Source organism: Streptomyces sp. NPDC104307 (assembly GCF_055584045.1).
Genome location: NZ_JBVJMU010000001.1, coordinates 796,314 through 823,288, shown reverse-complemented (window position 1 = coordinate 823,288; position 26,975 = coordinate 796,314). Strand labels below are relative to the sequence as shown.

Sequence of the window (26,975 nt, the reverse complement as noted above, 5' to 3'; positions counted from 1 at the left end):
CGCCGATGTAGCAGCCAGAGGTTAGCGGAGGCGGCCGTGGCGGTGTGCGGCCGGGAGGGTCTCGTGGGGGAGGATCGGCCGAAAAGAACCAAAGAGAGCCCCCGATGACCGGGCCCTCTAAGCGCTTGCTCGCCGAAAGGGTTGTGCGGAGCGCGGTCCGTTCTTAGCATCATCGGTGTTACATCAGTTGTGTCATACCGCTGGGGGCTCGATGGCAACAGCAGGGAACAGTGCGCACGGCACCCGGGGCCCGCTCGCCGGAGTACGGGTGGTCGAGCTGGCGGGCATCGGGCCCGGTCCGTTCGCCGCGATGCTCCTGGCCGATCTGGGCGCCGACGTGGTGCGGGTCGACCGCCCCGGCGGCGCCGGGCTCGGCATCGATCCGGCCCACGACCTCACCAACCGCAACAAGCGCTCCGTCCTGGTCGACCTCAAGGCCGAGGGCGGCCCGGACACCGTCCTGGACCTGGCCGGACGGGCGGACATCCTGATCGAGGGCTACCGGCCGGGCGTCGCCGAGCGGCTGGGGGTAGGCCCCGACGCCTGCCTGGCCCGCAACCCGCGCCTCGTCTACGGGCGGATGACCGGCTGGGGCCAGGACGGGCCGCTGGCCGAGCGGGCCGGCCACGACATCGCCTACATCGCCCTCACCGGCACCCTCTCCATGATCGGGAAGCCGGACGAGCCGCCCACCGTCCCGGCCAACCTGCTCGGGGACTACGCGGGCGGCTCGCTCTACCTCGTCGTCGGCGTCCTCGCCGCCCTGCAGCACGCCCGTACCCCCGGCGGCTCGGGCCAGGTCGTGGACGCGGCGATCGTCGACGGGACCGCCCATCTCGCCATGATGATCCACGGGATGCTCGCGGCCGGCGGCTGGCAGGACCGGCGCGGCTCCAACCTGCTGGACGGCGGCTGCCCGTTCTACGGTTCGTACGAGACCGCCGACGGCGAGTACATGGCGGTCGGCCCGCTGGAACAGCGGTTCTACGCCGAGTTCTCCGAGCTCCTCGGCATCGCGGAGACGGCGCCGGACCGAGGCGACCTCTCCCGCTGGGACGAACTGCGCGAGGTCGTCGCCGCCCGCTTCCGCACCCGCACCCGCGCCGAGTGGACCGAGGTCTTCGACGGCTCCGACGCCTGCGTGGCGCCCGTCCTCTCGCTCCGCGAGGCACCGCAGCACCCGCACCTCGCCGCCCGCGCCACCTTCGTCGAGCACGGCGGACTCACCCAGCCCGCACCCGCGCCCCGGTTCTCGGCCACGCCCGCCTCGGTGCACAGGGGCCCGGCGCTCCCGGGCGCCGACACCGAAGACGTCGCCGCCGACTGGGACGTACCAACCCTGCGGACCACCCGGAAGGACACCACCGACTGATGCAGCGGCAGATCTTCACCGAAGAGCACGACGCGTTCCGCGAGGCCGTCCGCACCTTCCTGGCCAAGGAGGTCCTCCCGCACTACGAGCAGTGGGAGAAGGACGGCATCGTCTCGCGCGAGGCCTGGCGCGCGGCCGGCCGGCAGGGGCTCCTCGGCCTCGCGGTGCCCGAGGAGTACGGGGGCGGCGGCAACACCGACTTCCGCTTCAGCGCCGTCCTCGCCGAGGAATTCACCCGCGCCGGCGCCCCCGGGCTCGCGCTCGGACTGCACAACGACATCATCGGCCCCTACCTCACCGGCCTCGGCACCGACGAGCAGAAGCGGCGCTGGCTGCCCGGCTTCTGCAGCGGCGAGACGATCACGGCCATCGCCATGACCGAACCCGGCGCTGGATCCGACCTCCAGGGCATCCGCACCACGGCAGAGGACAAGGGCGACCACTGGCTGCTCAACGGTTCCAAGACCTTCATCTCCAACGGCATCCTGGCCGACCTGGTCGTCGTCGTGGCGAAGACCACCCCGGAGGGTGGCGCGAAGGGGCTCTCGCTCATCGTGGTCGAGCGCGGTACGGAGGGCTTCGAGCGCGGCCGCAACCTCGACAAGATCGGCCAGAAGTCCCAGGACACCGCCGAGCTGTTCTTCAACGACGTCCGCGTGCCCAAGGAGAACCTCCTCGGTGAGCTGGACGGCGCCTTCATCCACCTGATGACCAATCTGGCCCAGGAGCGCATGGGCATAGCCGTCGCCGGTATCGCCGCCGCAGAGCACCTGCTGGAGATCACCACCGCGTACGTCAAGGAGCGCGAGGCCTTCGGGCGGCCGCTCTCCAAGCTCCAGCACATCCGGTTCGAGATCGCGGAGATGGCCACCGAGTGCGCCGTCACCCGCGCCTTCCTCGACCGGTGCATCGTCGACCACTCGCAGGGCACGCTCGACGCCGTGCACGCCTCGATGGCCAAGTGGTGGGCCACCGAACTGCAGAAGCGGGTGGCCGACCGCTGCCTCCAACTGCACGGCGGCTACGGATACATGACGGAGTACCGGGTGGCCAAGGCGTTCACCGACGGCCGCATCCAGACCATCTACGGCGGCACGACCGAGATCATGAAGGAGATCATCGGCCGCTCGCTGCTCGCCTGACCCCGCACCGGGCCGAAACCACCCCCGAAAGGCAGCTGTCTTGAGTACCGAAGCATTCGTCTACGACGCGATCCGCACCCCGCGCGGCCGAGGCAAGGCCAATGGCGCCCTGCACGGCACCAAGCCCATCGACCTCGTCGTCGGCCTGATCCACGAGCTCCGCGACCGCTTCCCCGGCCTGGACCCGGCGGCCATCGACGACATCGTCCTCGGCGTGGTCAGCCCGCTCGGGGACCAGGGCTCCGATATCGCCCGCATCGCCGCCATCGCGGCCGGTCTGCCGGACACCGTCGCGGGCGTCCAGGAGAACCGCTTCTGTGCCTCGGGCCTCGAAGCCGTCAACCTGGCCGCCGCCAAGGTCCGTTCGGGCTGGGAGGACCTGATCCTCGCGGGCGGCGTCGAGTCGATGTCGCGGGTGCCGATGGGCTCGGACGGCGGCGCGTGGGCGATGGACCCGATGACCAACTACGAGACCGGCTTCGCGCCGCAGGGCGTCGGCGCCGACCTCATCGCGACGATCGAGGGCTTCTCGCGCCGCGATGTCGACGAGTTCGCCGCGCTGTCGCAGGAGCGGGCCGCGGAGGCGTGGAAGGACAACCGCTTCGCGCGCTCCGTCGTTCCCGTCAAGGACCGCAACGGACTCGTCGTCCTCGACCACGACGAGCACATGCGGCCCGGCACCACGGCCGACTCCCTCGCCGCGCTCAAGCCGTCGTTCGCGGGCATCGGTGAGATGGGCGGCTTCGACGCGGTGGCGCTCCAGAAGTACCACTGGGTGGAGAAGATCGACCACGTCCACCACGCGGGCAACTCCTCCGGCATCGTCGACGGCGCGGCCCTGGTCGCGATCGGCTCGAAGGAGATCGGGGAGCGGTACGGCCTCACGCCGCGCGCCCGGATCGTCGCCGCGGCCGTCTCCGGCTCCGAGCCCACCATCATGCTCACCGGACCGGCGCCCGCCACCCGCAAGGCCCTCGCCAAGGCCGGGCTCACCATCGACGACATCGACCTCGTCGAGATCAACGAGGCCTTCGCCGGCGTCGTCCTGCGCTTCGCCAGGGACATGGGGCTCTCCCTCGACAAGATCAACGTCAACGGCGGCGCCATCGCGCTCGGCCACCCGCTCGGCGCCACCGGCGCGATGATCCTCGGCACCCTCATCGACGAACTGGAGCGCCAGGACAAGCGCTACGGACTGGCCACCCTGTGCGTCGGCGGCGGCATGGGCGTCGCCACCGTCATCGAGCGTCTCTGACCGTTCCCCTTCCTACGGAGAAGACAGACACATGACCGAGAGCACGACCATCCGCTGGGAACAGGACGAGACCGGCGTCGTCACCCTCGTACTCGACGACCCCAACCAGTCCGCCAACACGATGAACCAGGCCTTCAAGGACTCCATCGCGGCGATCGCCGACCGCGCCGAGGCCGAGAAGGACACCATCCGGGGCATCATCTACACCTCCGCGAAGAAGACCTTCTTCGCGGGCGGCGACCTCAAGGACATGATCAAGATCGGTCCTTCGAGCGCGCAGCTCGCGTTCGACACCGGCACCGCCATCAAGAGCTCGCTGCGCCGCATCGAGACCCTCGGCAAGCCCGTCGTCGCGGCCATCAACGGGGCCGCCCTCGGCGGCGGTTACGAGATCGCCCTCGCCTCGCACCACCGCGTCGCCCTCGACGCGCCCGGCTCCCGGATCGGCCTGCCAGAGGTCACCCTCGGCCTGCTCCCCGCGGGCGGCGGCGTCACCCGCACCGTACGCCTCATGGGCATCGCCGACGCGCTGCTGAAGGTCCTCCTCCAGGGCACCCAGTACACCCCCCGGCGCGCCCTGGAGAACGGGCTGGTCCATGAGGTCGCCGCCACCCCGGAGGAGATGCTGGTGAAGGCCCGCGCCTTCATCGACGCCAACCCCGAGTCCCAGCAGCCCTGGGACGTCAAGGGTTACCGGATCCCCGGCGGCACCCCGTCGAACCCCAAGTTCGCCGCCAACCTGCCGGCCTTCCCGTCCAACCTCAAGAAGCAGCTGAACGGCGCCCCCATGCCCGCGCCGCGCAACATCCTGGCCGCCGCCGTCGAGGGCTCCCAGGTCGACTTCGAGACCGCCCTGACCATCGAGGCCCGGTACTTCACCGAGCTGGTCACCGGCCAGATCTCCAAGAACATGATCCAGGCGTTCTTCTTCGACCTCCAGGCCGTCAACTCCGGCGCCAGCCGCCCCAAGGACGTCGAGGAGCGCCAGGTCCGCAAGGTCGCCGTGCTCGGCGCCGGGATGATGGGCGCCGGCATCGCCTACTCCTGCGCCCGCGCGGGGATCGACGTCGTCCTCAAGGACGTCTCCACGGAGGCCGCCGCCAAGGGCAAGGCGTACAGCGAGAAGCTGCTCGACAAAGCGCTGTCCCGGGGCCGTACGACCGAGGCGAAGCGCGAGGAGCTGCTGGCCCGGATCACCCCGACCGGCGACCCGGCAGACCTCGCGGGCTGCGACGCCGTCATCGAGGCCGTCTTCGAGAACACCGAGCTCAAGCACCAGGTGTTCCAGGAGATCCAGGACATCATCGAGCCCGACGCGCTGCTCTGCTCCAACACCTCGACGCTGCCCATCACCGCCCTGGCCGAAGGGGTCACGCGCCCGGCGGACTTCATCGGGCTGCACTTCTTCTCGCCCGTCGACAAGATGCCGCTCGTCGAGATCATCAAGGGCGAGAAGACCGGCGACGAGGCCCTGGCCCGCGCCTTCGACCTGGTCCGCCGGATCAAGAAGACCCCGATCGTCGTCAACGACTCGCGCGGCTTCTTCACCTCACGCGTCATCGGCCAGTTCATCAACGAGGGCGTCGCGATGGTCGGCGAGGGCGTCGAGCCCGCCTCCGTCGAACAGGCCGCCGCCCAGGCCGGATACCCGGCCAAGGTGCTCTCCCTGATGGACGAGCTGACGCTCACCCTGCCCCGCAAGATCCGCGACGAGACCCGCAGGGCCGTCGAGGAAGCGGGCGGCAGCTGGGCCGGCCACCCCTCGGATTCGGTCATCGACCGCATGGTCGACGAGTTCGGGCGCCCGGGGCGCAGCGGCGGCGCGGGCTTCTACGAGTACGACGAGAACGGCAGGCGCACCCGCCTCTGGCCCGGACTGCGCGAGCACTTCGGGGGCTCCGGGGGTCGTCCCCCGGGTGGGAACAGCGCGAAGCCCGACACGGACATCTCGTTCACCGACATGCAGGAGCGGATGCTCTTCTCGGAGGCCCTGGACAGTGTCCGCTGCCTGGAGGAGAACGTCCTGATCACCGTCGCGGACGCCAACATCGGCTCCATCATGGGCATCGGCTTCCCGCCGTGGACCGGCGGCGTGCTCCAGTACATCAACGGGTACGAGGGCGGCCTGCCCGGCTTCGTGGCCCGCGCCCGGGAACTCGCCGGACGGTACGGGGACCGGTTCCTGCCGCCCGCGCTGCTCGTGTCGAAGGCGGAGAAGGGCGAGACCTTCCACGACTGAGGCCGCCGCGGGCCGCGTTCACCGTCACTCGGCGGTGAACGCGGCCCGCAGCTCCTCCTTGAGCGACCGCTGGAAGGCGGTCACCAGCGCCTGGAGCACCATCGGCTGCATGTGCGCCGACAGCGACTTCATCGCCTTGACGTGCTCCGGGTCCGACTCCCGCTCCCGGTACGGACTCCACACCTCGTCCCGGAAGAGCCGGGTCAGCTCCTGGGCGGCCGAGCGGGTGTGCTCCAGCAGGACCGTACGGGCGGCCAGGATCGTCTCGTGCGCGATCGGCACGTCGAGCAGCTCCACCCCGAGCCGCAGCAGCCCCGGATCCACCCGGTAGGGGGCCTCGCCCGGATCGGCCCGTTCCAGCACCCCCATCGCGGCCAGCCGGTCGAGGTCCTGCCCGGTCAGCGCCCGCCCCGCGCGGCGCTCCAGCTCCGCCCGGCTCACGTCCTCCGCCGAATCCGGCGCCCAGGAGGCCACCAGAGCCCGGTGGATCGCCAGGTCCTGGGCGCTCAGATCGGGCGGCAGTTGCTCCAGGTAGCGTTCGATCGCGGCGAGCGTCATGCCCTGGTGCTGGAGCTCCTCGATCAGCGCGAGACGGGAGAGGTGGTCGTGTCCGTAGTGCCCCACCCGGCGCGGTCCGATGACCGGCGGCGGCAGCAGCCCCCGGGTGCTGTAGAAGCGCACCGTGCGCACCGTCACCCCGGCGCGAGCGGCCAGCTCGTCGACCGTGAACGTCGGCTCCTCTGTCCCGGTCGCCATCTCTGCTCCTCGTGTCCGACCCCGCGGATGAACTGCCGGGCGTGTGCGTCGATCAGGTTCAACAGTATTGCTGTCTCACCACTGTTGTGAAAGTGCCCGGCGCCGGAGCACGGTATTTCGCTGGCGGCGGCGGAGACCGCGCACCAGGCTGTCGCCGTGACACTTCACGAGAACGAGATCGATGCGGACGAGTCCGTCGTCCGGGAGCTGCTGCGGGAGCAGCACCCGGAGTGGGCCGCCCTCCCCGTCTCGCCGGCCGGTGCGGGCACGGACAACACGATGTACCGGCTCGGCGACCAACTGCTCGTACGGCTGCCGCGCACCGCGGACAACGCGAAGGCGGTACGGAAGGAACAGACGTGGCTGCCCCGGCTGGCGCCGCATCTTCCCTGCCGCATCCCGGAGCCGGTGTACGCCGGCTCACCGAACTCCGCCTTCCCGCTCGACTGGTCGGTCTACCGCTGGATCGACGGCGAGGAGGCCGGCCCCGGATCGGTCACCGACTGGCCCCGCTTCGGGGCGGATCTGGCAGCGGTCGTGCGGAGGCTGCACTCCATCCCCCTCATGGGAGCCGCTCGTGAGGGCGCGCTCAGCTGGTACCGCGGCGGCGGCTTGCGGGAGTGCGAGCGGTCGGTCAGCGGGTACTTCGACGACTGCCGGTCGATCCAGGGCCTCGGCCTCGACCTCGCACGCCTGCGAGACCTGTGGCGCAGCGCGCTCGAACTGCCCGAGCCGTCCGGCCGGCAGGTGTGGCTGCACGGCGACCTCAAACCCACCAACCTCCTGGTCCACCGGGGCAGGCTGCACGCGGTCATCGACTTCGGAGCCCTCTCGGTCGGCTTCCCCGATGCCGAGCACGCGCCCCTGTGGGATTTTCCAGCCCCGGCCCGACAGGCGTACTGGGACGCGATGGGCCTCGACGACGTGACGTGGTCGCGCGCCCGCGCATGGGCCATCGCCGTCGGAATCAGCGGGGTGCCGTACTACTGGCACACCTTCCCCGCCTTCGCCCGCGAGTGCCTGTCGCGGCTCCATGCGGTTCTGGAGACGGCCGACGAGCGGTGAAGCAGCCCCGGACGGGCCTCCCCGCGGACTCCGGTTTCGCAGGGTGGTTGTTCCGTCTGCCCGAACCCTTACCGGACAACAGCTGTTGAGCCGAGGGGGCGAGTTGACGGTGTACGACTTCGACTGACGCGGGAGCGACAGAGTGACAGGACCAAGCTCTCTGTCGCGACGCCACTATGGTGGACCCGAACCGGCGCAGAGCGGGAGGTCCCATGGCCGCACGGAGCACGGACGAGGCGCTGCTGGCCCGTGCGCTGGACGGGCCGCCGCCCTCCGACGCCCTGAGCGAGCAGATCCTCGACGCGGCGCGTGAGCAGTTCATGACCTTCGGGCTGCGCCGCTCCACCGTCGACGACGTCGCCAAACGGGCCGGGGTCTCGCGCGTGACCGTCTACCGGCGGATCGGCAACAAGGACAGCCTCGTCTCCGCCTGCCTGCTGCGTGAGTACCGCCGCTTCCTCGTGGAGGTGGACGACGCGGTGGCCGCCCTGCCCACGACGGAGGACCGGCTCGTCGAGGGCTTCACCGCGGTGCTCCGGCACATCCGTGAGCATCCGCTCATCGGCGGTCTGCTGAGGCTGGAACCCGAGACCATGCTGCCGTTCCTGACCCTGGAGAGCGGACCGGCCCTCCTCGCCATCCGCGGCTACCTGGCCGACCGGCTGCGTGACGCCCGGCGCGCGGAGGGCCGCCCGGCCAGGGATCCGACACCGGTCGCCGAACTGATGGTGCGGATCACCGTCTCCTTCCTCCTCAACCCCGTCAGCTGCTTCGAGCTGGACGACGACACCCAGGTGCGGGAGTTCGCCCGGCGCTATCTGGTGCCGCTGCTCGCGACCCGTTCCGCGGACCGTCCACGGGGTGGCTGAGGCGCCGGGACCGCGGTCAGTCAGCCGATGCCGGGCGCGCGGCGGCCCGGTCGCGGGGCCGGGCGGCTCAGGCGGCGGCCGTCTCGTCGGGCAGCGGCTCCAGGGGGCGGCTGCCCGCCCAGTGCGGTCCGAGGTCGTCCAGCCGCCAGCCGAACGGATAGGAGCGCGGCTGCGGACGTGAGGGCAGCCGGCGGGGCCGCGCCGGGAGGAGGCGGACACAGCGCGAGCGGGCGCGCAACGATCCGGCGGCCGCGGACCGCACCCAGCGGGGCTGCGCCCGGAACCCCAGGGCGCGCAGCAGCGGTTCGTCCAGCAGGGCGAGCGAGAAGCGCGCGATCAGCGGACGCAGCGGGCGCGGGTACCAGGCCGCCATGGTGCGGAACGTGGCGTTGGCGACCCGCCGGTTCGCCGGGTCGTACGCGAACATCCGCTCCTCATAGGCGTCCAGCAGCCGCTCGAACCCCTCGTAGGTGTCCGGTGCGCCCTCGATACCCATCATCGCGGCCATCTTCCGGCCCACCTCGGTCAGCGCCTGTGTCTCCACCCGGCACAGGGGCCGCCAGCCGAACCGGTCGATCCAGCGCTTCGGCCCGACGACGGTGGTCGCCAGGACGTACAGGAAGTCCTCGTTGGGTATCCGGTACTTCCCGTGGATCCGGTTGAGGTGCCGGGCCGCCGCCCGCCCGCGCTCCGAGTCGAAGCCGTCGGCGGCCATCTCGTACCCGATCAGCACCGTGTCGTCGTACCGCTTCTGCCCGGCCCGTTCGAACTCCTGGGTCCGGTCCAGGAGCACGGAGATCCGGGGGATCCCGTAGTCGCGGAGGAAGGCGACGCTCACCCCCTGCCGGTAGTCCCAGGGGAACTCGTACTGAGAGATCAGCCGAAGGATCTCGGCGTAGTCGCGCGCCGGATCCATCCGGCGTATCTCGCGCAGGCGGCTGTATCGGCCCATGGTGCGCCCTCCTGTCCGTGTACCGGTTCCCCGCAGGACCGCTCCGGTGTGTGGTGCCTGGGTGTGATGCTCCAACTCGCTTGATCCGCAAGGAGTGTGATGGGTCGTCGACTCTGAGAGTCAAAGTTACAAATACTATCGACTTGTTTCACGAGTCCCGTCAACAGTGCCGACGGGCGGGTGTGTGACGGGGTGCGGCGGGGGCCGGTGCGCGTGACGTCCGAAGCGCTCGCATACTGGATGAGGCGGGGCCGGCCGCCGGGCCGGGCGCCCAACGGACCCGTGGGGGCGCGCCGAACGGTCCCTGCGCTCGCTCCAGCTCTGGGTGTACGGGGGAGCGGAGGCGGTGGAGGAGCGGCGCAGGCTCCGCCGGCTGCATCGCACCATTCGGGGCACCGAGCGCGGACGGCCCGCCGGGAGACCAGGATCAGGCGGAAGCGCGCCGGATCAGCTCCGTCGGCATGATGACCGGACCGGCGTCCCCGGTGCCGTCGTTGAGCCGGTCCATCAGCAGCCTGACCATCAACCTGCCCATGCTCACCACGTCCTGACGGACCGTCGTCAGCGGGGGGTCGGTCGTCTCCGCGACCGACTCCAGGTCGTCGAAGCCGACCAGCGCCACGTCCTGCGGCACCCGGCGGCCGTGCTCGCGCAGCACCCGCAGGGCGCCGGAGGCCATCAGGTCGTTGGCGGCGAAGACACCGTCCAGGTCCGGCCGCCTCGCCAGCAGCCCGGCCATGGCGCGGGCGCCGCCCTGCGCGGTGAAGTCGCCGTCCGCGACCAGCGCGGGATCACCGTCCGGCAGTACGTCGAAGTAGCCCTCGATGCGGTCCAGGGCCGAGGTCTGGTCTCGCGGGCCCGCGATGTGCGCGATGTGCCGGCGGCCGAGCGAGGCCAGATGGCGTACCGCCTCGCGGGCGCCGCCCCGGTTGTCGCAGTCGACGTAGGGGACCGGCAGGCCGGAGGTGCCCGGCCGTCCGGGACGCCCGCCGTAGACCGTCGGCACCCGGAACCGGCTGATGACGGAGGACAGTTCGTCGTCCGTGTGCAGCGAGAAGGCCAGCACACCGTCCACATGGCCACCGGCCAGATAGCGGGTGACCCGGTCGAAATCCCCGCTCCCCTCCACCAGGAGCAGCACCAACTGGGCGTCGTAGAGGACGAGTTCGCGACTTATGCCACGGATGTGCTGGGAGAAGAAGGGGTCGGAGAAGATCCGGATCTCGGGTTCGTCGATGATGACGGCGACCGCCCCGTTGCGCCGGGTCACCAGGGTCCGGGCTGCGTGGTTCGGCACATAGCCGAGCTCGTCGACCGCCTTGCGCACCTGGTCCACCAGTGGCTGCCGCACCCCCGCGCCGCCGTTGACCACCCGGGAGGCCGTCGCCCGGGACACCCCGGCGCGGGCCGCCACGGCTTCCAGTGTGGGGCGTGCGTGAGAGGCATCGGGGGTGGAACGGGGCAAGGGACGCTCCTCGGAGGCGCGGGAGGGGGCGGGATCCGGCCGGGTCCCGGCCGAACAGCACGGACCCCGCCAGCCTACGACCTGGCGCGGAGAGGCGACCGGGGTATCCCGTCGCGCGGACGCCCGGCCCGGGGGCCCGGGTCGGCCCCGAGTCCTGTCGTGCGGGTCCGGGCCCTGTCACGCGGGTGCCGGGCCCCGTCGTGCGGGTGTCGGCCGGACAGCTGTCGCGCGGGCTCCGATTCCCGTCGTGACGGTGTGGGCCGGATACCTGTCGCGCGGGCTCCGATCCTCGTCGTGACGGTGCCGGCCGGATACCTGTCGCGCGGGCCTCATTCCCCGTCGTGACGGTGTGGGCCGGACACCTGTCGCGCGGGCGCCCGGCACGGTACCTTCCGGCCATGCCGAGACGTGCAGGGGGTGGCCGCGTGCCGGATGGCCGCAGCCTGCGGGCAGACCGTCGCCGGGTCCGCGCCCTCGTGCACGCGGCCGTCGCCACCGCGCTGGCCGGCGCGCTGCTCACGGGCTCCGCCGAGGCCGCGCGGACCCCGCCGCGTACCGGATTCGAGACCGCCGCCGGGGCGCGCTGGACCTCCCCGGCCGGGGAACGCTCACTGCTCGCGGCCCTCGGGGGACGCGGCGACGGGGCCTCCGTGGAGCGGATCGGTACGACGGAGCAGGGCCGCCCGTTGCGGCTCGTCCGGATCGGCAGCCGGCGTCCGGGCGCGCTTACCGTGCTCCTCGTATGCAGCCAGCACGGCGACGAACCGGCGGCCCGTGAGGCCTGTCTGACGACGGTCCGCGACCTCGGATACGCCAGGGACCCGGCCACCCGTGACTTCCTCGCCCGCACCGAGATCCTCGTCATTCCCACCGCCAACCCCGACGGCAGTGCCGCGGGTACCCGGGGCAACTCGGACGACGTGGACATCAACCGCGACCACATCGCGCTGCGCACCGCCGAGGGCCGCGCCATCGCGGCGGTGCTCCGCGACCACGCGCCCGATGTGGTCTATGACCTGCACGAGTACGGCGCCGACGCGCCGTACTACGACAAGGACCTGACCGTCCTGTGGCCCCGCAACCCCAACGTCGACGACCGGGTGCGCGACGAGTCGAAACTCCTGGCCGCACGCTATGTGCGCCCGGCCGTCGGTTCCGCCGGACACGACAGCGGGATCTACGGCATCTGGACGGACCCGGTCACCGGCCGGCCGGTCAAGCAGACGGCGGGCGACGGACAGGAACGCATCCTGCGCAACGCGGCGGCCGTCAAACACGCGGTGGCCCTGCTCGTCGAATCCCGGGTGGACCCGCTCACCGACGCCGAGCGGGTCGATCCAGCGGTCAACAACCGGCGCAGGGTGCACTCCCAACTCGCCGGAATCAAAGGGCTGTTCTCCTACGTCGGGGAACGGCGCGGTGAGATCGCCGCCGCCACCGCCGGTTCCCGGGCGGCCGGAGCGGTCGATCGGGGCCCGGTCCTGCTGGGCGGGGCCGACAACGAGGACCCGGTGCCCGGCGACGTCCTCGCGCGGCCGCCCTGCGGATACCGGCTCACGGCGCAAGGGTTCGCCGCGGTCGGGGACGAACTCGCCCTGCACGAAGTCACCTCCCGGCCCGACGGTGACGGTGTGTACGTGCCGTTGGCCCAGCCCGCCCGGAGGCTGATCCCGCTCCTGCTGGATGCACGTGCGTCATACCACCTCATAAGCGGTCAAGCCGATACCGCTTGTTGATCCCGAAAGATGTGCACCGTGTGTGGTACTGCCTACGGAGAGCGAAAATTCAGCCTCCGTGAAAGGTGCCCTTCGTGTCGCAGGACGATCAGAGAAAGGGTGAAAGGGGAGATCTGTCGGTGACGGCGGATCTGCCCGGCGACCCGCACCATGGCCGGCGCCCCACGACCGACCGGGTGGTGTTCGGCGTCACCGCCGTCCTCACCCTCGCCTTCGTGGTGTGGGGAGCCACGGCCACCGACTCGCTGGAGGACGTCTCCAGCACCCTGCTCAACGGATTGATGCACAACGGTGGTTGGGCCTTCATGCTGGCCGCCTCCGGGTTCGTGGTCTTCGCGCTCTGGCTCGCCATCAGCCGCTACGGAAAGATCACCCTCGGCCAGGAGGGCGAGGAGCCGGAATTCCGGACCGTGTCGTGGGTCGCCATGATGTTCAGCGCCGGCATGGGCATCGGCCTGATGTTCTACGGGGTGAGCGAGCCCCTGGCGCACTTCGTCCACCATCCGCCCGGCACCCATCCCGCGGACGCCGCGGAAGCGATGCAGACCGCGATGGCCACCACCCTCTTCCACTGGACGCTCCATCCCTGGGCGATCTACGCGGTGGTCGGTCTCGCCATCGCGTACAGCACCTTCCGGCGCGGCAGGCGGCAGACGATCAGCGCCGTCTTCGAACCGCTCATCGGCGCCCGGCACGCCCACGGCGGCGTCGGCAGGCTGATCGACATCCTCGCCATCTTCGCCACGCTCTTCGGCTCTGCCGCCTCGCTCGGCCTGGGCGCACTCCAGATCGGCAGCGGATTCCACGAGCTGAACTGGAAGGAGAAGACCGGTACCGGGCTGCTCGTCCTGATCATCGCCGTGCTGACCGTGGCCTTCGTCGCCTCGGCGATCTCCGGCGTGGAGAAGGGCATCCAGTGGCTGTCCAACATCAACATGGTGCTCGCCCTGATCCTCGCCGTGTTCGTGTTCATCGCGGGCCCCACCATCATCGTGCTCGACCTGCTGCCCACCTCGATCGCCGCCTACATCGGTGATCTGCCCCAGCTCGCCGGCCGCACAGAGGCGACCGGCAAGGGCGAGGTCGCCGACTGGCTCAGCAGCTGGACCGTCTTCTACTGGGCCTGGTGGATCTCCTGGACCCCGTTCGTCGGCATGTTCATCGCAAGGATCAGCCGCGGCCGGACCATCCGTCAGTTCATCGGCGGGGTCATCCTGGTCCCCAGCACGGTCAGCCTGATCTGGTTCGCGATCTTCGGCGGTACCGCCATCAAGCTCCAGGAGGCCGGGAAGCTCGATGGCGCCGACACCCAGGAGGCCCAGCTCTTCGGCGTACTCCAGCAGTTCCCCGTCGCCACGCTGATGAGTCTGCTCGTGATGATCCTGGTCGGCATCTTCTTCGTGTCGGGCGCGGACGCCGCGTCCATCGTGATGGGCACCCTGTCGCAGAAGGGCATCCTCGAACCGGCCAAGTGGGTCGTCGTCTTCTGGGGCGTCACCACCGGTGCGGTGGCGGCGGTCATGCTGCTGATCGGGAACGGCAAGGGCGACGCGCTGGCCGGCCTGCAGAACCTGACCATCCTGGTGGCCGCACCCTTCACCATCGTCATGATCGGGATGTGCGTGGCGCTGATGCGGGATCTGCGCGAGGACCCGCTCATCGTGCGACGCGAGTTCGGGGTGGAGGCGGTCGAGTCCGCGGTCATCGAGGGGCACGCGAAGTACGACGGCGACTTCGAGATCCGGATCGGTCCCGGCGGCAGTCAGATCACCACCGAGCGCGACGGCGACAAGCCCGGCGGTTCGAGCCCGGCCGCCGACTGACCGGGGCTGCCCGGCGGCTCCGTGCGCCCGCGCCTCCTCAGTCCACCAGCAGGGCCGCCGCCTCCGCGCAGCCCAGGGCCACGGTCACCCCCGCGCCTCCGTGCCCGTAGTTGTGCACCAGGCGCCCGCCGCCGGGCAGCGGCTCGGCCTCGATGCGGACCCCCGCGTCCCGGGCCGGCCGCAGCCCCACGCGGTGCCCGATGATCCGTGCCCCGGCGATCTCCGGCCGGACCCGGGCGCACCGTGCCACGATCTCCCCGGCCACGCGGGGATCGGGCACGGTGCGCCAGTCGTCTGTGCCGGCGGTGCCGCCGAGCACCAGCCGGCCCGGCTGCGGGAAGAAGTACGTCGTCGCGTCGGACGCCGGGTCCGCCTCGGTGAACCACTCCTCGATCCCCGGGTTCTCCACGATGACCAGCTGACCGCGCACGGGCCGCATACCGGTGTCAGGTACCAGCTCACGGGCACCGAGCCCCGTGCAGTTCACCACCGTCGCCGCCTCGGCGGCGGCCTCGTCGAAGGAGCTGACCGTGCGCCGCTCGACCGAGCCCCCGGCGGCCCTCACCCGCTCCTCCAGCCACTCCAGGTACACCGGCATATCGATCAGCGGCAGGCGGCAGCGCAGCCCCTCCGCGCTCTCCACCACATCCTTGAGCTGCCCGGCCCACGCCCCGAGCGCCGCGAGCCGCTCGCCCCGGTGCAGGCCGCTGACCAGCCGCACCCCGGTCTCCGAAGGCCGGGCGGCCAGCTCCTCGAACCAGCTCAGCGAGGCCAGCGACCAGTCCCCGACCCGGTCCAGCGGCTCGATCCGGTACGGCCACCACAGGGCCCCCGCCACCGAGGACGTCGTCGTCGCGGCGGGCTGCCGGGACCAGACCCGCACCCGGTGACCGCGTCCGGCCAGCACCACCGCTGTGGTGAGGCCGCTGACCCCACCGCCCACCACGATCACTTCCGACACTGCCGCACCGCCGCTCGTCTCTCTGCCCGGCCCACCCGATCCAGGGGAAGGACGATAGCCCCGCTCCGGGCGATCGGCGCCCCCGGGCGCCGATTAGGATCGACCTCCTGATGACTGCCACCCTCGTCGCCAAGGACCTCGCCGCCGGACACGGCGACCGCACTCTCTTCGCCGAACTCGACCTCGTGGTCGCGCCCGGCGACGTGATCGGTCTCGTCGGAGTCAACGGCGCCGGAAAATCGTCGCTCCTGCGGCTGCTCGCCGGGCTCGACCAGCCGGAGGAGGGAGAGCTGCGGCTCTCCCCGCCCACCGCCACCGTCGGCCACCTCCCGCAGGAACCTGAACGGCGCCCCGGCGAGACGGTGCGGGAGTTCCTGGCCCGCCGGACCGGAGTCGCCGAGGCCCAGTCGACGATGGACGCCGCCACCCAGGCCCTCGTGGACGGGGCGCCCGGCTCCGACGACGCGTACTCCGAGTCGCTGGAACGCTGGCTCGCCCTCGGCGGCGCCGACCTGGACGAACGGGCCGAGGAGGTGGCCGCGGAGCTCGGGCTGACCGTCGGCCTCGACCTGCCGATGACCAGCCTCTCCGGCGGCCAGGCGGCCCGCGCCGGTCTCGCCTCGCTGCTGCTCTCCCGCTACGACGTGTTCCTGCTCGACGAACCCACCAACGACCTCGACCTCGACGGCCTGGAACGGCTGGAGCGGTACGTCTCCGGGCTCCGCGCCGGCACGGTCGTCATCAGCCACGACCGCGAGTTCCTGATGCGCACGGTCACCAAGGTCCTCGAACTCGACCTCGCCCAGCAGCAGATCAATCTCTACGGCGGTGGCTACGCCGCCTACCTGGAGGAGCGCGAGCGGGCCCGCAGGCACGCCCGGGAGGAGTTCGAGGAGTTCGCGGACAAGCGCTCCGCGCTCGAAGGCCGCGCCCTCATGCAGCGCTCCTGGATGGACAAGGGCGTCAGGAACGCGCGCCGCAAGGCCGGCGACTCCGACAAGATGGCCCGCAAGTTCCGTAGCGAGTCGAGCGAGAGGCAGGCCGCGAAGGCCCGCCAGACCCAGCGCATGATCGAGCGGCTCGATGTCGTCGAGGAGCCGCGCAAGGAGTGGGAGCTGCGGATGGAGATCGCCTCCGCCCCCCGCTCCGGATCCGTCGTGGCGACCCTGCGGGAGGCGCGGGTCACGCTTGGGGACTTCGCGTTCGGCCCGGTCTCGCTCCAGATCGACTGGGCGGACCGGATCGCCATCACCGGAGCCAACGGCGCCGGGAAGTCGACGCTGCTCGCCGCCCTGCTCGGCCGCCTCCCGCTGGACTCGGGGCACGCGAGCCTGGGCTCCGGCGTGGTGGTGGGAGAGGTGGACCAGGCGCGGAAGCTGTTCCACGGTACGGAATCGCTGCTGGAGGCGTTCTGCGCGGCCGTTCCCGACACGGAACCGGCCGAGGTCCGCACGCTCCTCGCTAAATTCGGCCTGCGCGCCGATCACGTGATGCGCCCCGCGACCACCCTCTCCCCGGGCGAGCGGACCCGTTCCGCACTCGCCCTGCTCCAGGGCCGGGGCGTCAACCTCCTCGTTCTGGACGAGCCCACGAACCACCTCGACCTGCCGGCGATCGAGCAGCTGGAGTCGGCGCTCGACTCGTACAAGGGGACGCTGCTGCTGGTCACCCACGATCGCCGGATGCTGGAGGCGGTCCGCACGACGCGCCGCGTCGAGGTGGCGGCGGGACGGTTGACGGAGAGCTGAGCCCCGGGAGCCCGGTCGGCATTGTTGGTATGCCAAATGTGGTGAGCGTGAATTCCCTGCGCATTGATTGAGGCTTGAATTCCGACTTACTTCTCATAACTCCTGAACTTGCGGGCACTTGGTATGCCAAGTGCTACTGTCGCCTTGTTCCGGCCCGGGAGTCGCCGTTCCCGTCGCCCGGCCGGAACGCGACCGGTATACCCGCACCCGCAGGAGGCCCCGTGCGAACCCGCTGGCGTGCCACCCACGTCCTCGCCCACCGCGACGGCGGCCACGCGCTCCTGCGGGACGGCGAGATCGTGTGGGAGGACGACACGATCCGCTACGTCGGACGCGGCTACGACGGCCCCGTCGATGCCGAACTGGACCTGGGCGAGACCCTGGTGATGCCCGGACTCATCGACCTCGACGCGCTCACCGACATCGACCACCTCGTCCTGGACTCCTGGACGCCGCCCGCCCGCGCCGCCGGACTCCTCTGGTCGCAGGAGTACTTCGACCACCGCCGGCGCGACGTCTTCACCCCGGCGGAACGGGCCACCGTCCGCGAGTACGCCCTGGTCCAGCTGGCCCTGCACGGCATCACCACGTACATGCCCATCGCCTCGGAGGTGCACAGCGCCTGGGCCGAGCCGTACGACGAACTCGTCGCCATGGCCGAGACCTCCCGGCGCATCGGACTGCGCGGCTACCTGGGCCCCGCCTACCGCTCCGGCGTCAACGTGGCCCGCCCCGACGGCGGCCGCCACGTCGCCTTCGAAGAGGAGCGCGGCCGTGCCGGACTGCGGGACGCCGAGCGCTTCCTCGACCACACCGCCCGGCTGCGCGACCCGCTCGTCAACGGGGTGCTGCTGCCCTGCCGCATCGAGACGCTCACCGAGGAGCTGCTGCGCGGGACCGCCGCGCTCGCGCGGAGCCGCGACGTCCCCGTCCGGCTGCACTGCCTCCAGGGCCTGCACGAACGCGACCTCGTACGGGAGACGCACCAGGCCACCCCGCTGGAACTGCTGGCCCGCACCGGCCTCCTGGACACCCGGCTGCTCGTCCCGCACGGCGTCTTCACCGACCGCCATCCCTCGGTCCACGGCGAGGACCGGGGCGACCTGGCCACCCTCGCCGCAGCCGGTGTCTCCGTCATCCACTGCCCGCAGACCTCGCTGCGCTACGGCCAGGTGCTGCACTCCTTCGGCGCCTACCGGCGCGCGGGCATCAACCTCTGCCTGGGCACCGACTCCTTCCCGCCCGACCTGATCCGGGGCATGGACACCGGCGTCCACCTCGCGAAGACCGCCGACGGCCGGCCGGACGCCGCACCCGCAGAGCACTACGTCGAGGCGGCCACCCTCGGCGGCGCCCGCGCACTGGGCCGCGACGACCTCGGACGGCTGGAGCGCGGCGCGCAGGCCGACCTGGTCGCGTTCCGGCTCGACGACATCCGCGACGGCGTCCAGGACGACCCCGTCCGCACCTTCCTGCTCAACGGCACCGCCCGGCAGGCCACCCACTCCGTCGTGGCGGGACGCCCGGTCATGACCGACGGCCGCATCCCCGGCACCGACCTGGCCAACCTGCGCCGCCGCGCACAGGAACTCTTCGAGAGGATGCGTGAGGGCTACGCCGAGCGCGACGTGCACCGCCGGGGTGCCGACGCGCTGTTCCCGCCGACCTTCCCGCCGTTCGAGGAGACGACTTCACGATGACGACGACCGAATCGCCCGACGCCAGTGAGTCCCACGCCGACCACGCCGAGCGCACGATCCGGGCCGGCATCCTGTCCGGCGCCTACCCGCCCGGGTCCCGGCTGCGCGAACGCGAGCTGTCGGAGGCCCTGGGCTTCTCCCGGATCCCCGTCCGTGAGGCGCTCACCCGGCTGACCGGCGAAGGCCTCGTCGTGATCTCCCCGCGGCGCGGCGCGTCCGTCCGCAACCTCTCGCTGCGCGATGTCGCGGAACTCTTCGACCTGCGCCTGAGCCTGGAGGTGTTCGCCGCCCGCAGAGCCGCCGAGGCCTGCGCCGCCGGGCACCGCGGCGACCGGCTGCGCGCCCTCATGGAGGAGGCGGAGGAGGCCACCCGGCGCGGCGACGTCCACGAGATCCCGGCCGCCAACACCGCCCTGCACGCCGAGATCGTCGCGATGACCGGGAACCGGCTGCTCCAGGACGCGCTCCAGCCCTCGCTCGGCCTGGTGCAGTGGCTGTTCACCCTCACCGGCAGCCTCGACCCGCGCGTCCAGTGCACTGAGCACCAGGACATCTGCGCGGCGATCTGCGCGGGCAAACCCGACCTGGCCGACGCCCTCGCCTACGCGCACATCGAGCGCGGCCGGGGCCCGTCCCTGGCGACGCTGGCCGAGGTGCTGCCGGCCGAGTGACCCGCCCGGCCGGTGCCGTCCGGTCCGGGCCCGACCCACCCCGACCGCCGGCACCCGGCGGCCAACCGAGGAGATGCACCACATGCTGATCACAGACGTCCGTCCCTGGGGCGGCGCGCCCCGCGACATCGAGATCAAGGACGGCGTGATAGCGGCGATCACCCCGCACGACCCCGCCCGCACCGTCACGGGCGACACCGTGGCCGGCCGGGGACGGCTCGCGCTGCCCTCGTTCTCCGACGTCCACTGCCACCTCGACTCCACCCGCATCGGGCTGCCCTTCCGCCCGCACACGGGCAAGCCCGGCGTCTGGGGCATGACGATGAACGACCGCGCGCACTGGCGCGAGGACGAGTGGTCCGTCGCCGAGCGGGCCACCTACACCCTCGGCCGCATGATCGAGCGCGGCACCACCCGGGTGCGCAGCTACGCGCAGATCGACGCGGACTGCGGACTGGAGCGCTTCGAAGGTGTCCTCGCGGCCAAGGAGGCGCACGCAGACCGGTGCGAGGTCGAGATCATGGCCTTCCCGCAGGCCGGCCTCTTCAAGGAGAAGGGGGTGCCGGAGCTGATGGACCAGGCGCTGGCCTCGGGCGCCGCCGTGGTCGGCGGCATCGACCCGTGCACCCTGGACCGCGACCCCGTCCGCCACCTCGACGTCGTCTTCGGTCTGGCCGAGCGCCACCAGGCACCGATCGACATCCACCTCCACGAGCCCGGCGCGCTCGGCGTGTTCAGCGTCGACCTCATCCTGGAGCGGGTGCGCGCCCTCGGCATGGCCGGACAGGTCACGCTCTCGCACGCCTACGAACTCGGCACCGTGGACGAGGCGACGACGCGGCGCCTCACCGAGGAGTTCGCGGAGCTGGACATCGCGATGGCCACCATCGCCCCGGCCCAGCAGCAGCACGCCCTTCCGCTGGCCGGGCTGACCGCCGCCGGGGTGCGGGTCGGCCTGGGCGAGGACGGTCAGCGCGACTTCTGGTCCCCGTACGGCAACGGCGACATGCTCGACCGCACCTGGCAGCTGGCCTTCACCAACCGCTACCGGGCCGACGAGCTGATCGAGCACTGCGTGGCCGTCGCCACCCGGGGCGGTCACTCGATCCTCCAGGGCGGCCCGGAGCGTCTGGCGTCCGTCGCGGACCGGCCGGGCGTCGCCGTGGGCGACCCCGCCGATCTGCTGCTGGTCGAGGGCGAGACCGTCGCCTCCGCCGTGATGGACCGCAGCGACGACCGCACGGTCCTGCACGCGGGCCGCGTCGTCGCCGACGGCCTGGAGCTCGTCGGCTGACCCCGGCCACCAACGCCGGAGCCCGTCCACTACGAGGTGGACGGGCTCCTTGGTGTCCGGCAGCGGTGCTACGCGGCCGGCTTCGCGGCGTCCGGCACGGTGCCGTCATCCGCCACCAGGTGGCACGCCACCTCGCGGGTGACCGACGGGTCCGCCGCCACCGGCAGGGTCCGCAGCGCGGGCGCCTCCGTACGGCACCGCTCGGTGGCCAGCGGGCACCGGGTGTGGAAGTGACAGCCGGGCGGCGGGTCCAGCGGGCTGGGCAGATCGCCGCCGAGCACGATCCGGCTGCGGCCGCGCTGCTCGGCCGGGTCGGGCACCGGCGCCGCGGAGAGCAGCGCCTGCGTGTACGGGTGCTTAGGTGAGGCGAACAGCTCGGCGGCCGGGGCCTGTTCGACGATCCGGCCCAGGTACATCACCGCGATGCGGTCCGCCAGGTACTCCACGGCCGCGAGGTCGTGGGTGATGAACAGACAGCCGAAGCCCCGGTCGCGCTGGAGGTCCGCGAGCAGGTTGAGCACGGACGCCTGCACGGACACGTCGAGCGCGGAGGTCGGCTCGTCGGCCACCAGCAGGTCGGGGGAGACCGACAGCGCACGGGCGATCGACACCCGCTGGCGCTGGCCACCGGACAGCTCATGGGGATTGCGGTCCGCGATCTCGGGCCGCAGACCCACCTGCGCGAGGAGCTCGTCCACCCGGCGCGATGCCTCGGCGCGATTCGCCAGACCGTGCAGCCGCAGCGGCTCCGCGATGATCTGGCGGATCGTCATCCTGGGGTTGAGGGAGGACGAAGGGTCCTGGAAGACCAGGTGGAAATCCTTGCGCAGCGGCCGCAGTTCACGCGAGGAGAGCGCGGTGATGTCCCTGCCGTTGATCTCCACGCTGCCACCGGTCGGCCGGTCCAGGCGCACCACGCACCGCCCCACCGTCGACTTGCCGCTGCCCGACTCCCCGACGAGGCCCACGACTTCGCCGGGCATGATCGTCAACGACACCCCGTCGATCGCCTTCACGGAGCCGCCGGCCCCGTCGAAGTGCCGCTTCAGTTCGTGCACGGCCAGCACCGGGGTGCCGGTGCCCGCGGTGCGGGCAGGTGGGACGAGGCTGGCGCTCATCGGTCGGTTCCCTTGCTCGCGGCGGCTCGTGACGGGGCGGACCCGGCCGCACCGGCCGGGTGGTGACAGGCGATCAGATGCGTGCCGGCGGACCTGCTCAGCAGCGGGCGGTCCGTCAGGCAGCCCGCGTCCGCGGAGGCGCAGCGCGGGGCGAAACTGCACCCAGCGGGCTGCTCGCGCAGATCGGGCACCAGTCCGGGGATCTCGTTGAGCCGGTCCCGCCCGTTCGCGCCCCGGCTGCCGGGACGCAGTACGGCCCCGAGCAGGCCCCGGGTGTAGGGGTGCTGCGGGGAGGCGAACAGCTCGTCCACCGAGGCCTGTTCGACCGGGCGGCCCGCGTACATCACCAGGACCCGGTCGGCGGTGTCCGCGACGACCCCGAGGTCGTGCGTGATCAGCACGATCGCGGTACCGAGCCGGTCGCGGAGCGAGCGGAGCACATCGAGGATGCCCGCCTGCACGGTCACGTCGAGCGCGGTCGTCGGCTCGTCGGCGATCAGGACCGCGGGATCGCACGCGACGGCGATCGCGATCATCACGCGCTGCCGCATCCCGCCGGACAGCTGGTGCGGGTACTCGTCGACCCGCTTGTGCGGGGCGGGGATGCCGACGATGCCGAGCAGTTCGACGGCCCGCTCCCTGGCCTCGCCCCGGCCGAGCCCCTGGTGGCGGCGGAGCACCTCGGTGATCTGCCGGCCGATGGTGAGCACCGGGTTGAGCGAGGTCATCGGCTCCTGGAAGATCATCGACAGCCGGCGGCCGCGCAGCGAGCGCAGCTTCTTCTCCGGCGCGCCGACCAGCTCCTGGCCGTCCAGGGTGATGGACCCGCCGATCCTGGCGGTCGGCGGGAGCAGCCCCATCACGGCCATGGAGGTGACGGACTTGCCGCAGCCGGACTCACCGACCACGGCCAGTACCTCACCGGGCGCCAGTTCGTAGGAGACACCGTCCACGGCGTGCACGGTGCGCTCCGCGCCGTGGAAGGAGACCGTGAGATCGCGGACCCGCAGGACCGGCTCCGCGCTCCGCGCGGCGGCGGTCGCGGTGGACGTTTCGACTTCGGTCACCGGGAACCTCCGCGGGGGTCGAGGATGTCGCGCACACCGTCACCGAGCAGGTTGAACGCCAGAGTGGCGAGCACGATGACGAGACCGGGGAAGACCGCCATCCAGGGCGCGTCCGCGATGAACGGCTGGGCGCTGGAGAGCATCACACCGAGCGAGGGCGAGGGCGGCTGCACCCCGAGGCCGAGGAAGCTGAGCACCGCCTCACCGATGATCGCGGACGGGATGCCCACGGTGGCCTGCACGATGAGGGTCGAGGTGGCGTTCGGCAGGATGTGGCGGAACAGGATCACGCCGTCGCCGCCGCCGTTGGCCGTCGCGGCACCGACGTAGTCCAGGTGCTTGAGCCGCAGGGTCTCGGCCCGGGTGACGCGCACGATGCCGGGGATCTGCGAGATGCCGATCGCGATGGTCGCGTTCTCCAGGGACGGGCCCATCACCGCGGCGAGCCCCACGGCCAGCACCAGGAACGGGAACGCCAGCATGGTGTCGGTCAGCCGGGAGACCGCCGTGTCGGCGAACTTCCCGTAGTAGCCGGCCACCAGCCCGAGCGGGACGGCGACGACGAAGGCCAGCAGCACGGCCAGCACGCCGACCTGCATGGAGGCGGTGACACCGACCAGCACCCGGGACAGCTGGTCGCGGCCCAGGTCGTCGGTGCCCAGCCAGTGCGACCAGCTGGGCTCGCGCAGCGCCGCGTCGAAGTCCGGCAGCGCCGGGTCGTACGGGGCGATGAGCGGTGCGATCAGGGCGACGAGGACGAACACGGCGGAGAGCACCGCGCCCACGAGCGCCAGCCGGTTGCGCCGCAGCCGGCGCAGTGAGGTGGCGAGGCGCGCCGCACGGGTGGGCGGCCGGGACGCGGGAGGTGCCGTGGTGGCCGGCGCGGGCGCCGCCGCCGTCGACGGGGAGAGGGTCATCGGGAACCTCCGAGCCGGATGCGCGGGTCGACGACCGAGTACAGGAAGTCGACCAGCAGATTGATCAGGATGTAGGCGGCCGAGGTGAACAGCACGACGCCCTGGACCATGGCGTAGTCACGGGTGAAGACCGCGTCGATGGTGAGCTTGCCGAAGCCGGGCAGCACGAAGACCTGCTCGGTGACGACAGCCCCGGAGATCAGGTGGCCGAGTTGCAGGCCCAGCACGGTGATCACGGTGACGAGCGAGTTGCGCAGCCCGTGCCGCCCGATCACCGCGGCCGGGGACAGCCCCTTGGCGCGCGCGGTGCGCACGTAGTCCGAGGACATCGCGTCGATCATCGCGGCCCTGGTCTGGCGCATCACCACCGCGGCGAGGCCGGAGCCGAGCACGATGGCGGGCAGTACCAGCCGCCGCAGGTTCTCCAGCGGGTCGGTGCTGAACGGTACGAAGCCGGAGGCCGCGAACACCGGCATGGCGATGGCGAACACCAGCACCAGCACGATGCCCAGCCAGAAGGCGGGGATCGACATGCCGAGCAGGGCGATGCCGTTGGCCAGCCACTCCTCCGGCTTGCCGCGCCGCACGGCGGCCATGACCCCGGCCCCGATGCCGACGACCACCGCCATCAGCAGGGACAGCGCGGCCAGCTCCAGCGTGATGGGCAGGGCCTGGGTGATGGAGTCGAGCACCGGCAGCCCGGTGCGGGCCGAGGTGCCGAAGTCGCCCGTGGCCGCGTTGCTGACGTAACGCCAGTACTGGACGGCGATGTTGTCGTCGAGCCCGTACTCGGAGCGGATCGCGGCCAGCACCTCGGGGGAGGTCTGTTCACCGGCGAGCGCCTGAGCGGTGTCGCCGGGCATCGCGCGGACCCCGAGGAACACGGTGATGCTGACGAGCACCATCGTCACCAGCGACTGGCCGATGCGGCGGCTCACGTACGACGTGAGCAGTCTGCGGAGGGTGGTCACCGGCTCCCCTTCGTGTATCCGGCTTCCTTGACCCTGATCAGGCCGTCACCGGAGAGCTTGATGCCGCTCACGTCCTGCGAGGCGGAGACGTAACTGATGTTGCGGTAGAGGTAGATGACCCCGTGCTGCTTGTTGATCGCGGCGGTGAGTTCGCGGTAGATCTCGCGGCGCTTGGCCACATCGGAGGTGCTGCGCCCCGCCACGATCAGTCGGTCGACCGTCGGGTCGGAGAGCTTGCCCTGGTTGTTGCTGCCCGTCGTGCCGACGAGGCTGTCGATGTTGCCCGCGGGGTCGGGCTGACCGCCCCAGCCGCCGGTCCTCGCCTGGAAGTCGCCCGCCAGGGTCCGGGTCAGCCCGGTCGCGAACTCGGTGGGGCGGAGCTTGACGTCGAAGCCGGCGTCGGCGGCCATGGCCTGCACGACCTGGCCGAGACGGCTGTCCTCCGGGGTGGTGTTGATCATCAGCTCCAGCGGTACCGGCGTCTTCACCCCGGCCTCCTTCAGCAGCCGCTTGGCCTTCGCCACGTCCCGTCCGGGGCAGGTGACCGGGGAGCTGAGGGGTGTCCCCGGCGGTACCGGGCCGCAGGCCGGTTCGTACATGCCCTGGAAGACCAGCTTGTTGATGAGCGCCCGGTCCAGCGACAGGTCGAAGGCCTCCCGGACCCGCACATCGCGGCCGAAGGGGCTGTCGACGGGGCTGGGGTCCTTGTCGATGCCGTGCGAGTTGGCGACGTTCAGGGTCAGTGCCATGTAGCCGAGCGACGGGGTGTTCAGGAGCTGGAGCCCCTTCTCGCCCATCGAGTTGCGGACCTCGACCGGGCCCATCTGGTCGCCGATCTGGACGTCACCGGAGCGGATGTTGGCCATCCGGATGGAGCCGTCGGTGATGGTCTTGTAGATGACGCCGTCGAGATGGACCTTGTCCGCGTCGTAGTAGAGCGGGTCCTTCTTGAGCTCGATCCGGTCCCCAACGACCCGCTTGACGTACTTGAACGGGCCCACGCAGGACGGATGGGTGGCGAAGTCGGCGCCGTACTTCTTGATGGCCTTCGGGGACATGATCAGCCCGGCGGTGTTGGCCAGCCGGCCCAGCAGCGGTACGTCGGGGTGGCTCAGCGAGAGCCGCACGGTGTACGGGCCGGTCGCGGTGACCTTCTCGACGGAGTCGATCTCGGAGGCCCGGCCGGAGCCCCGCAGATGCAGGTGACGGTCGAGCGAGGCCGTCACCGCGGCGGCGTCCAGCCGGGCACCGTCACTGAACCTGGCGCCCTTGCGGACGGTGAAGGTGAAGGTGCGGCCGCCGTCGGTGATCTTCGGCAGGGTGGCGGCGAGCTGCGGGACGAACTTGTTGTCCTGGTCCACGTCGTAGAGCTGTTCGCACATGGACGTGAACACGGTGCGGGCGACCAGCGTCGTGGTCAGGCTCGGGTCGAGCCTGTCGGGATCGGACTTCAGCCCGATCGTGACCGTGCCGCCGTCGCGCACCGGACGCATATCGGTCAGGCGCGGCTGGGCGGTGGTCTCCTTGCCGGGCGGCGAGAGCGAGCTGCATGCGGTGGTGATCGCCAGCAGTGCGGCCACCGACAGAGCGGCCGGAATTCGACGCATGGGATCAAGCCTCCTTGGGGACGGCAGGGGGGCAGGACGGCGCAACGAGTACCGACGTGGGTACACGCGGGTACTCGTTGCGCCGAACGGTATACCAGCAAGCTTCCAGGTGGCTGGAGTGTCCGCGACCGCGTTTGCCTGATTTGCAGGGGAATTTGGCGCATGAATGGGGCAAGTCGACCGTCGAAAATTTTCTACGGAATCGCTACTTGAGACCGACTTGGTATACCGAGAGGGAAGTGATCTG

At 71.3% G+C, this 26,975-nt stretch carries 21 protein-coding genes and 1 pseudogene; 13 read left to right on the top strand and 9 right to left on the bottom strand.

Going from position 1 to position 26,975, the window contains the following annotated elements; genetic code table 11:
• Positions 1-211 precede the first annotated feature (211 nt).
• From ACZ601_RS03350 to ACZ601_RS03335, 4 genes are read left to right on the top strand one after another with little or no spacing between them, the layout of a single operon-like run.
• A complete protein-coding gene (locus ACZ601_RS03350; protein WP_469532430.1) occupies positions 212-1,372 on the top strand; it encodes a CaiB/BaiF CoA transferase family protein in 1,161 nt (386 codons plus the stop codon).
• Positions 1,372-2,514 carry an acyl-CoA dehydrogenase family protein gene (locus ACZ601_RS03345; protein ID WP_469532429.1) on the top strand — a complete coding sequence of 381 codons (1,143 nt, stop codon included), beginning with the start codon at positions 1,372-1,374 and terminating at the stop codon, positions 2,512-2,514. The genes ACZ601_RS03350 and ACZ601_RS03345 overlap by 1 nt, the downstream gene beginning before the upstream one ends.
• A 40-nt stretch (positions 2,515-2,554) precedes the next feature.
• Positions 2,555-3,769 carry an acetyl-CoA C-acetyltransferase gene (locus tag ACZ601_RS03340; protein WP_469532427.1) on the top strand — a complete coding sequence of 405 codons (1,215 nt, stop codon included), beginning with the start codon at positions 2,555-2,557 and terminating at the stop codon, positions 3,767-3,769.
• Positions 3,770-3,800: 31 nt separating this feature from the next.
• Entirely contained in the window at positions 3,801-6,008 is a 2,208-nt protein-coding gene (locus ACZ601_RS03335; protein ID WP_469532425.1) for a 3-hydroxyacyl-CoA dehydrogenase NAD-binding domain-containing protein, read from the top strand.
• A gap of 24 nt (positions 6,009-6,032) precedes the next feature.
• Here the strand turns inward: ACZ601_RS03335 and ACZ601_RS03330 are convergent, their stop codons facing one another.
• Positions 6,033-6,764, bottom strand: coding sequence for a MerR family transcriptional regulator (locus tag ACZ601_RS03330; RefSeq protein WP_469532423.1), 732 nt, complete (start codon positions 6,762-6,764; stop codon positions 6,033-6,035).
• Positions 6,765-6,920: 156 nt separating this feature from the next.
• Between ACZ601_RS03330 and ACZ601_RS03325 the strand changes: the two genes are divergently transcribed.
• Both ACZ601_RS03325 and ACZ601_RS03320 read left to right on the top strand, forming a co-directional pair.
• On the top strand, positions 6,921-7,829 hold the full coding sequence (locus ACZ601_RS03325) for an aminoglycoside phosphotransferase family protein (protein ID WP_469532421.1): 909 nt from the start codon (positions 6,921-6,923) through the stop codon (positions 7,827-7,829).
• Between the two features lie 212 nt (positions 7,830-8,041).
• Positions 8,042-8,698, top strand: a complete 657-nt coding sequence (locus ACZ601_RS03320) for a TetR/AcrR family transcriptional regulator (protein WP_469532419.1) — start codon at positions 8,042-8,044, stop codon at positions 8,696-8,698.
• A gap of 67 nt (positions 8,699-8,765) precedes the next feature.
• Here the strand turns inward: ACZ601_RS03320 and ACZ601_RS03315 are convergent, their stop codons facing one another.
• The gene (locus ACZ601_RS03315) at positions 8,766-9,650 is read right to left on the bottom strand and encodes an oxygenase MpaB family protein (protein ID WP_469532418.1); all 885 of its coding nucleotides are present in this window, start codon (positions 9,648-9,650) and stop codon (positions 8,766-8,768) included.
• Between the two features lie 274 nt (positions 9,651-9,924).
• On the opposite strand from ACZ601_RS03315, the pseudogene ACZ601_RS03310 reads away from it, so the two are divergent.
• Positions 9,925-10,059 (top strand): annotated as a pseudogene (locus ACZ601_RS03310) (oxygenase MpaB family protein); the annotation flags it as partial.
• 18 nt (positions 10,060-10,077) lie between these two features.
• On the opposite strand, the gene ACZ601_RS03305 reads toward ACZ601_RS03310, so the two are convergent.
• Complete coding sequence (locus ACZ601_RS03305; protein WP_469532416.1) at positions 10,078-11,115, bottom strand: LacI family DNA-binding transcriptional regulator; 1,038 nt, start codon at positions 11,113-11,115, stop codon at positions 10,078-10,080.
• Between the two features lie 398 nt (positions 11,116-11,513).
• Here ACZ601_RS03305 and ACZ601_RS03300 point away from each other — a divergent pair, with 398 nt between their 5' ends.
• Positions 11,514-12,851: a M14 family metallopeptidase gene (locus ACZ601_RS03300; RefSeq protein ID WP_469532414.1), complete on the top strand. Its 1,338-nt coding sequence runs from the start codon at positions 11,514-11,516 to the stop codon at positions 12,849-12,851.
• Between the two features lie 74 nt (positions 12,852-12,925).
• Positions 12,926-14,674, top strand: a complete 1,749-nt coding sequence (locus ACZ601_RS03295) for a BCCT family transporter (RefSeq protein ID WP_469532413.1) — start codon at positions 12,926-12,928, stop codon at positions 14,672-14,674.
• 37 nt (positions 14,675-14,711) lie between these two features.
• On the opposite strand, the gene ACZ601_RS03290 is transcribed toward ACZ601_RS03295, so the two are convergent.
• Positions 14,712-15,635, bottom strand: coding sequence for an FAD-dependent oxidoreductase (locus ACZ601_RS03290; protein WP_440574679.1), 924 nt, complete (start codon positions 15,633-15,635; stop codon positions 14,712-14,714).
• Positions 15,636-15,745: 110 nt separating this feature from the next.
• Here ACZ601_RS03290 and ACZ601_RS03285 point away from each other — a divergent pair, with 110 nt between their 5' ends.
• The 4 genes from ACZ601_RS03285 (at position 15,746) to ACZ601_RS03270 (ending at position 21,048) form a co-directional block, all read left to right on the top strand.
• Positions 15,746-17,383 carry an ABC-F family ATP-binding cassette domain-containing protein gene (locus tag ACZ601_RS03285; RefSeq protein ID WP_469532411.1) on the top strand — a complete coding sequence of 546 codons (1,638 nt, stop codon included), beginning with the start codon at positions 15,746-15,748 and terminating at the stop codon, positions 17,381-17,383.
• A gap of 221 nt (positions 17,384-17,604) precedes the next feature.
• Positions 17,605-19,083: a chlorohydrolase family protein gene (locus tag ACZ601_RS03280; RefSeq protein ID WP_469532409.1), complete on the top strand. Its 1,479-nt coding sequence runs from the start codon at positions 17,605-17,607 to the stop codon at positions 19,081-19,083.
• Positions 19,080-19,754, top strand: coding sequence for a GntR family transcriptional regulator (locus ACZ601_RS03275; RefSeq protein WP_469532406.1), 675 nt, complete (start codon positions 19,080-19,082; stop codon positions 19,752-19,754). Before ACZ601_RS03280 ends, ACZ601_RS03275 begins: the two co-directional genes overlap by 4 nt.
• An 82-nt stretch (positions 19,755-19,836) precedes the next feature.
• Positions 19,837-21,048, top strand: a complete 1,212-nt coding sequence (locus ACZ601_RS03270; protein WP_469532405.1) for an amidohydrolase family protein — start codon at positions 19,837-19,839, stop codon at positions 21,046-21,048.
• A gap of 68 nt (positions 21,049-21,116) precedes the next feature.
• Here the strand turns inward: ACZ601_RS03270 and ACZ601_RS03265 are convergent, their stop codons facing one another.
• From ACZ601_RS03265 to ACZ601_RS03245, 5 genes are read right to left on the bottom strand one after another with little or no spacing between them, the layout of a single operon-like run.
• Positions 21,117-22,166 (bottom strand): ABC transporter ATP-binding protein, encoded by a 1,050-nt coding sequence (locus ACZ601_RS03265; protein WP_469532403.1) that lies wholly within the window; start codon positions 22,164-22,166, stop codon positions 21,117-21,119.
• Complete coding sequence (locus ACZ601_RS03260) at positions 22,163-23,233, bottom strand: ABC transporter ATP-binding protein (RefSeq protein WP_469532402.1); 1,071 nt, start codon at positions 23,231-23,233, stop codon at positions 22,163-22,165. The genes ACZ601_RS03265 and ACZ601_RS03260 overlap by 4 nt, the downstream gene beginning before the upstream one ends.
• Entirely contained in the window at positions 23,230-24,150 is a 921-nt protein-coding gene (locus ACZ601_RS03255) for an ABC transporter permease (protein ID WP_469532400.1), read from the bottom strand. Before ACZ601_RS03255 ends, ACZ601_RS03260 begins: the two co-directional genes overlap by 4 nt.
• A complete protein-coding gene (locus tag ACZ601_RS03250) occupies positions 24,147-25,121 on the bottom strand; it encodes an ABC transporter permease (protein ID WP_107421718.1) in 975 nt (324 codons plus the stop codon). The genes ACZ601_RS03255 and ACZ601_RS03250 overlap by 4 nt, the downstream gene beginning before the upstream one ends.
• Positions 25,118-26,728 (bottom strand): ABC transporter substrate-binding protein, encoded by a 1,611-nt coding sequence (locus ACZ601_RS03245; protein WP_469532399.1) that lies wholly within the window; start codon positions 26,726-26,728, stop codon positions 25,118-25,120. The genes ACZ601_RS03250 and ACZ601_RS03245 overlap by 4 nt, the downstream gene beginning before the upstream one ends.
• Positions 26,729-26,975: the final 247 nt, after the last annotated feature.

Bases quoted from the DNA above. Each gene is read 5' to 3' on its own strand.
- ACZ601_RS03330 (WP_469532423.1), bottom strand. From the start codon at position 6,764: ATGGCGACCGGGACAGAGGAGCCGACGTTCACGGTCGACGAGCTGGCC.
- ACZ601_RS03350 (WP_469532430.1), top strand. From the start codon at position 212: ATGGCAACAGCAGGGAACAGTGCGCACGGCACCCGGGGCCCGCTCGCC.
- ACZ601_RS03345 (WP_469532429.1), top strand. From the start codon at position 1,372: ATGCAGCGGCAGATCTTCACCGAAGAGCACGACGCGTTCCGCGAGGCC.
- ACZ601_RS03270 (WP_469532405.1), top strand. From the start codon at position 19,837: ATGCTGATCACAGACGTCCGTCCCTGGGGCGGCGCGCCCCGCGACATC.
- ACZ601_RS03285 (WP_469532411.1), top strand. From the start codon at position 15,746: ATGACTGCCACCCTCGTCGCCAAGGACCTCGCCGCCGGACACGGCGAC.
- ACZ601_RS03320 (WP_469532419.1), top strand. From the start codon at position 8,042: ATGGCCGCACGGAGCACGGACGAGGCGCTGCTGGCCCGTGCGCTGGAC.
- ACZ601_RS03300 (WP_469532414.1), top strand. From the start codon at position 11,514: ATGCCGAGACGTGCAGGGGGTGGCCGCGTGCCGGATGGCCGCAGCCTG.
- ACZ601_RS03275 (WP_469532406.1), top strand. From the start codon at position 19,080: ATGACGACGACCGAATCGCCCGACGCCAGTGAGTCCCACGCCGACCAC.
- ACZ601_RS03315 (WP_469532418.1), bottom strand. From the start codon at position 9,650: ATGGGCCGATACAGCCGCCTGCGCGAGATACGCCGGATGGATCCGGCG.
- ACZ601_RS03335 (WP_469532425.1), top strand. From the start codon at position 3,801: ATGACCGAGAGCACGACCATCCGCTGGGAACAGGACGAGACCGGCGTC.
- ACZ601_RS03245 (WP_469532399.1), bottom strand. From the start codon at position 26,728: ATGCGTCGAATTCCGGCCGCTCTGTCGGTGGCCGCACTGCTGGCGATC.
- ACZ601_RS03255 (WP_469532400.1), bottom strand. From the start codon at position 24,150: ATGACCCTCTCCCCGTCGACGGCGGCGGCGCCCGCGCCGGCCACCACG.
- ACZ601_RS03265 (WP_469532403.1), bottom strand. From the start codon at position 22,166: ATGAGCGCCAGCCTCGTCCCACCTGCCCGCACCGCGGGCACCGGCACC.